This window comes from Streptomyces sp. SID11385, assembly GCF_010548245.1.
Classification (GTDB): Bacteria; Actinomycetota; Actinomycetes; order Streptomycetales; family Streptomycetaceae; genus Streptomyces.
Genome location: NZ_JAAGLR010000232.1, coordinates 1 through 4,633 on the forward strand (window position 1 = coordinate 1; position 4,633 = coordinate 4,633).

Here is a 4,633-nt window from a genome sequence, read left to right on the forward strand (position 1 = left end):
TGGGAGGCCGACCCCGCCTGGTGGGGCCCCTGGGCCACCGGCTGGTACGGCGAGGACCTCGCCCCCGCCCTCCTCACCGGCACCCCCCTCGCCGCGGACCAGCCCCACCACGCCCCGGCCTGAGCCCCCGCGCTCCGCGCGCGCCCGCCGTCCCCGTAGGCGCGACGACGCCCCGCGCTCCACCCCCGCCGCCCCGTACGCGCGACGATGCCCCCCTCGCCGTCCTCCGGCCGTACCGGAGGGCACCGAGAGGGGCACCGGGTGGGGCAGACACGCGTGGCGGGGGGCGACCGCCCTGTCAGGGCCTCGCGCCGCTCACGCGTTCTTGATCGCCGAGATCTCCAGCGTCAGCTTGATCTTGTCCGAGACGAGCACGCCGCCGGTCTCCAGGGCCGCGTTGTAGGTGAGGCCCCACTCCGAGCGCAGGATCTCCGCCGTGCCCTCGAAGCCGACGCGCTCGTTGCCGAAGGGGTCCTTCGCCGAGCCGTTGAACTCCAGGTCGATCGTGAGCGGCTTGGTCGTGCCGTGGATCGTGAGGTCGCCCCTGACGCGGTAGTCGTCGCCGCCGAGCGCCTCGGCGGAGGTGGAGCGGAAGGTCATCAGCGGGTGGTTCTCGACGTCGAAGAAGTCGGCGCTCTTGAGGTGGCCGTCACGGTCGGGCGCGCCCGTGTCGACGCTGTCGAGCTTGACGTCGAGCGAGGCGCTGGAACGGGAGGGATCGGCGCCGTCGAGGTGCAGCGTGCCCTCGAAGTCCTTGAAGGAGCCCTTGACGTTGGTGACCATGGCGTGGCGCGCCGAGAAGCCGAGCGCCGAGTGCACCGGGTCGATCGTGTAGTCGCCGGTCAGCGCGGCGAGGTCGGGGCTGACGGCGGCGGGCGCGGCGGCCTCGGGGGTGGCGTTCTCGTTCTTGCGGCCGAAGAGACCCATGGTTGCTCCTTGGGGAAAGAAGGGGGACGAACGTCATTGAAGGTTGAACATTCAACGACACGGCCGAGAGTAAACCCATCCCGTTCAAGTTTCAACAGTTAGTGCGTGGGCTCGCCCGGACACGGTCCATCCTCGTGGTGCGCGGCCCCCCGGCGCACCCGCCGTACGCCCGGCCGGGTGACCGCACAGGCCCTCTGGCGCCCCGCCCGCCCCGTACGGCACGATCACCCTGCTCCACCGCGCCACCCCCATGACCCGACGCGTGCACAGGAGACCGTCATGCCCGCCACCCCCCGCCTGCGCCCCCTCCTCGCCACCGGTGCCCTCCTCGGCGCCGCCCTCTTCGCCCCCGGCGTCGGCGCCCTCACCGCCGCCCCCGCCTTCGCGGTCGACAAGATCAGCCACGCCACCGCGACCTCCATGTTCAGCGCCTCCGGCATCACCTGGTCCTCCTCCGGCGGCTGCTCGGACCGCAACACCCCCACCTGCACGTCCTTCGACCAGCTCAACCTGGCCACCGCCCAGGGCGCCCAGACCCTCAAGTCCGCCTCGGGCTGTCCGCTCAACATCACCGGGGGCACCGAGACGGGCCACGCCTCGGGAACGTACTCGCACTGGAACGGCTACAAGCTCGACTTCGGCAAGAACACGTGTCTGACCAATTACGTGAAGAACACCTTCACGTACATCGGGCTGCGCGGCGACGGATACCCGCAGTGGCAGGCGGCCTCGGGCAACCTCTACGCCGACGAGGGCAGCCATTGGGACGTGACCTTCAAGACCTGCGGCGGCTGCTGAGCCGTACCGCGACGGGTACGGGAGGGACCGGACAAGACCCCGCCCCCTCCCGTACCCGCCTGTGGCGCATCTCTCGTACCAAGCCCCCGGCCCTCTCTTGTCGGACCCCGACAAGAGCCGCGCCCCTTTGTGCAGGGCCGGACCGTCCCGTCCCCGTGTTTCTGTGCAAGGACACCAGGAAATGCCGCGCGAGACTGTGCGGACCCGACGGACCCTTTGCCGCGCCCGATTTCGTATGGTCGCTACATGACCGTTTTGGACGAGACGCCGGACGCGACCCCGGACGAGCCCAAGGACGCCAAGGGCCGCGTGGCGGAACTGCTCGCGGTACGCGCCGAGGCGCTGCGTGGCCCCAGCGACCGGGCCACCGAGGCCCAGCACGCCAAGGGGAAGCTCACCGCGCGCGAGCGGATCGACCTGCTCCTCGACCCCGGCTCCTTCCACGAGGTCGAGCAGCTGCGGCGGCACCGCGCCACCGGCTTCGGCCTGGAGGCGAAGAAGCCCTACACCGACGGCGTGATCACCGGCTGGGGAACCGTCGACGGACGCACCGTCTTCGTCTACGCGCACGACTTCCGCATCTTCGGTGGCGCCCTCGGCGAGGCCCACGCCGCGAAGATCCACAACATCATGGACAAGGCCATCGCGGCCGGGGCCCCGCTCGTCTCGCTCAACGACGGCGCCGGTGCCCGTATCCAGGAAGGCGTCTCCGCGCTCGCGGGCTACGGCGGCATCTTCCAGCGCAACACCAAGGCGTCCGGCGTCATCCCGCAGATCTCCGTCATGCTCGGCCCCTGCGCGGGCGGCGCCGCCTACAGCCCGGCGCTCACCGACTTCGTCTTCATGGTCCGCGAGACCTCGCAGATGTTCATCACGGGCCCCGACGTCGTCAAGGCCGTCACCGGCGAGGAGATCACCCAGAACGGGCTCGGCGGCGCCGACGTGCACGCCGAGACCTCCGGCGTCTGCCACTTCGCGTACGACGACGAGGAGACCTGCCTCGCCGAGGTCCGCTACCTCCTCTCGCTGCTCCCGCAGAACAACCGCGAGAACCCCCCGGCCGCCGAGAGCGAGGACCCCGCGGACCGCCGCGGCGACGCCCTCCTCGACCTCGTCCCCGCCGACGGCAACCGCCCCTACGACATGCGCAAGGTCATCGAGGAGCTGGTCGACGACGGCGAGTTCCTGGAGGTCCACGAGCGCTGGGCGACCAACATCATCTGTGCCCTGAGCCGTCTCGACGGCCAGGTCGTCGGCATCATCGCCAACCAGCCGCAGTCCCTCGCGGGCGTCCTCGACATCGAGGCGAGCGAGAAGGCCGCGCGCTTCGTGCAGATGTGCGACGCCTTCAACATCCCGCTCCTCACCCTTCTGGACGTCCCCGGCTTCCTCCCGGGCGTCGACCAGGAGCACGGTGGGATCATCCGGCACGGCGCGAAGCTCCTCTACGCGTACTGCAACGCGACCGTCCCCCGGATCTCGCTGATCCTGCGGAAGGCGTACGGAGGTGCCTACATCGTCATGGACTCGCAGTCCATCGGTGCCGACCTCACCTACGCCTGGCCCACCAACGAGATCGCCGTCATGGGCGCCGAGGGCGCCGCGAACGTCATCTTCCGCCGCCAGATCGCCGCGGCCGACGACCCCGAGGTCATGCGGCAGAAGATGGTCAAGGAGTACAAGTCGGAGCTGATGCACCCGTACTACGCGGCCGAGCGCGGCCTCGTGGACGACGTCATCGACCCCGCCGAGACCCGCGAGGTGCTCATCGCCTCCTTCGCGATGCTCCGCACCAAGCACGCCGATCTCCCCTCGCGCAAGCACGGCAACCCGCCGCAGTGAGCGCCCGCGAGGCCACCCGCACCCCCTACGAAGCAGAACGGAACGACATGAGCGAGCCCGTCACCGTCGACCCCGGCCTCCTGCGCGTCGAGAAGGGCCACGCCGAGCCCGAGGAACTCGCGGCTCTGACCGCCGTGCTCCTCGCCCGCGCCGCCGAGACCGCCGCCGCGCCCACCACCGAGCGGTCCGTCCGCGCCGCCCGCGCCGGCTGGCGCCGCCTGGAGCGCGAGAACGGCTTCCACGCCCCGCACAGCTGGCGCTGAGCCCGCGGCGCGCCGCCGCGGAAGCCGCGCCGCCGCAAGGAACGCCGAAAGGGCCCGTACTCCCCGGGAGTACGGGCCCTTTCGCACGCGCTCGTTACCGCAGGCGGGCCATGAGGGCGTGTTCGACGAGGGTGATGAGGGCGGATTTGGCGTCGGCGCGGTGGCGGGCGTCGGTGGTGATGATGGGGGTGTCGGGGCCGATCTGGAGTGCTTCGCGTACTTCGTCGGGGGTGTAGGGCTGGTGTCCTTCGAAGCCGTTGAGGGCGATGACGAAGGGGAGGCCCGAGTTTTCGAAGTAGTCGACGGCGGGGAAGCAGTCGGCGAGGCGGCGGGTGTCGACGAGGACGATGGCGCCGATGGCGCCGCGGACGAGGTCGTCCCACATGAACCAGAAGCGGTCCTGTCCGGGGGTGCCGAACAGGTAGAGGATGAGGTCCTGGTCGAGGGTGATGCGGCCGAAGTCCATGGCGACGGTGGTGGTGGTCTTGTCGCCGGTGTGGGTGAGGTCGTCGATGCCGGCGCTCGCGCTGGTCATGACGGCTTCGGTGCGCAGCGGGTTGATCTCCGAGACGGCGCCGACGAAGGTCGTCTTGCCCACGCCGAAGCCGCCGGCGACCACGATTTTCGCGCTGGTGGTCGACCGTCCCGGTTCGCCACTAGAGCTTGCGAAGTCCACTGAGCACCCTTTCGAGCAGTGTCACGTCTGGCTGGCCGCCGGCGTTCTCGTCGCCGCCGGGCTGGTGGATCGCGACGAGACCGGCCTCCGCCAGGTCGGCGACGAGAATCCGGGCCACGCCGAGGGG

Annotated in this window: 6 protein-coding genes; 3 read left to right on the forward strand and 3 right to left on the reverse strand. The window is 70.6% G+C overall.

All coding sequences use genetic code 11. From position 1 onward, the window contains the following. Positions 1-315: 315 nt before the first annotated feature. Positions 316-927, reverse strand: a complete 612-nt coding sequence (locus G3I42_RS07120) for a YceI family protein (protein ID WP_164283438.1) — start codon at positions 925-927, stop codon at positions 316-318. A 279-nt stretch (positions 928-1,206) separates the two neighbouring features. On the opposite strand from G3I42_RS07120, the gene G3I42_RS07125 reads away from it, so the two are divergent. From G3I42_RS07125 to G3I42_RS07135, 3 genes are all read left to right on the forward strand, one after another. Next, complete coding sequence (locus G3I42_RS07125) at positions 1,207-1,725, forward strand: hypothetical protein (RefSeq protein WP_164283440.1); 519 nt, start codon at positions 1,207-1,209, stop codon at positions 1,723-1,725. Positions 1,726-1,971: 246 nt separating this feature from the next. Next, the gene (locus G3I42_RS07130) at positions 1,972-3,567 is read left to right on the forward strand and encodes an acyl-CoA carboxylase subunit beta (protein WP_164283442.1); all 1,596 of its coding nucleotides are present in this window, start codon (positions 1,972-1,974) and stop codon (positions 3,565-3,567) included. Between the two features lie 47 nt (positions 3,568-3,614). Beyond that, positions 3,615-3,830 (forward strand): acyl-CoA carboxylase epsilon subunit, encoded by a 216-nt coding sequence (locus G3I42_RS07135; protein ID WP_164283444.1) that lies wholly within the window; start codon positions 3,615-3,617, stop codon positions 3,828-3,830. 94 nt (positions 3,831-3,924) lie between these two features. On the opposite strand, the gene G3I42_RS07140 is transcribed toward G3I42_RS07135, so the two are convergent. Beyond that, positions 3,925-4,506, reverse strand: coding sequence for an ATP/GTP-binding protein (locus G3I42_RS07140; protein WP_008745462.1), 582 nt, complete (start codon positions 4,504-4,506; stop codon positions 3,925-3,927). Then, the coding region (locus G3I42_RS07145; RefSeq protein ID WP_164283446.1) for a DUF742 domain-containing protein at positions 4,487-4,633 on the reverse strand (147 nt) is incomplete at its 5' end. The genes G3I42_RS07145 and G3I42_RS07140, both read right to left, overlap by 20 nt.

Bases quoted from the DNA above. Each gene is read 5' to 3' on its own strand.
- G3I42_RS07125 (WP_164283440.1), top strand. From the start codon at position 1,207: ATGCCCGCCACCCCCCGCCTGCGCCCCCTCCTCGCCACCGGTGCCCTC.
- G3I42_RS07120 (WP_164283438.1), bottom strand. From the start codon at position 927: ATGGGTCTCTTCGGCCGCAAGAACGAGAACGCCACCCCCGAGGCCGCC.
- G3I42_RS07130 (WP_164283442.1), top strand. From the start codon at position 1,972: ATGACCGTTTTGGACGAGACGCCGGACGCGACCCCGGACGAGCCCAAG.
- G3I42_RS07135 (WP_164283444.1), top strand. From the start codon at position 3,615: ATGAGCGAGCCCGTCACCGTCGACCCCGGCCTCCTGCGCGTCGAGAAG.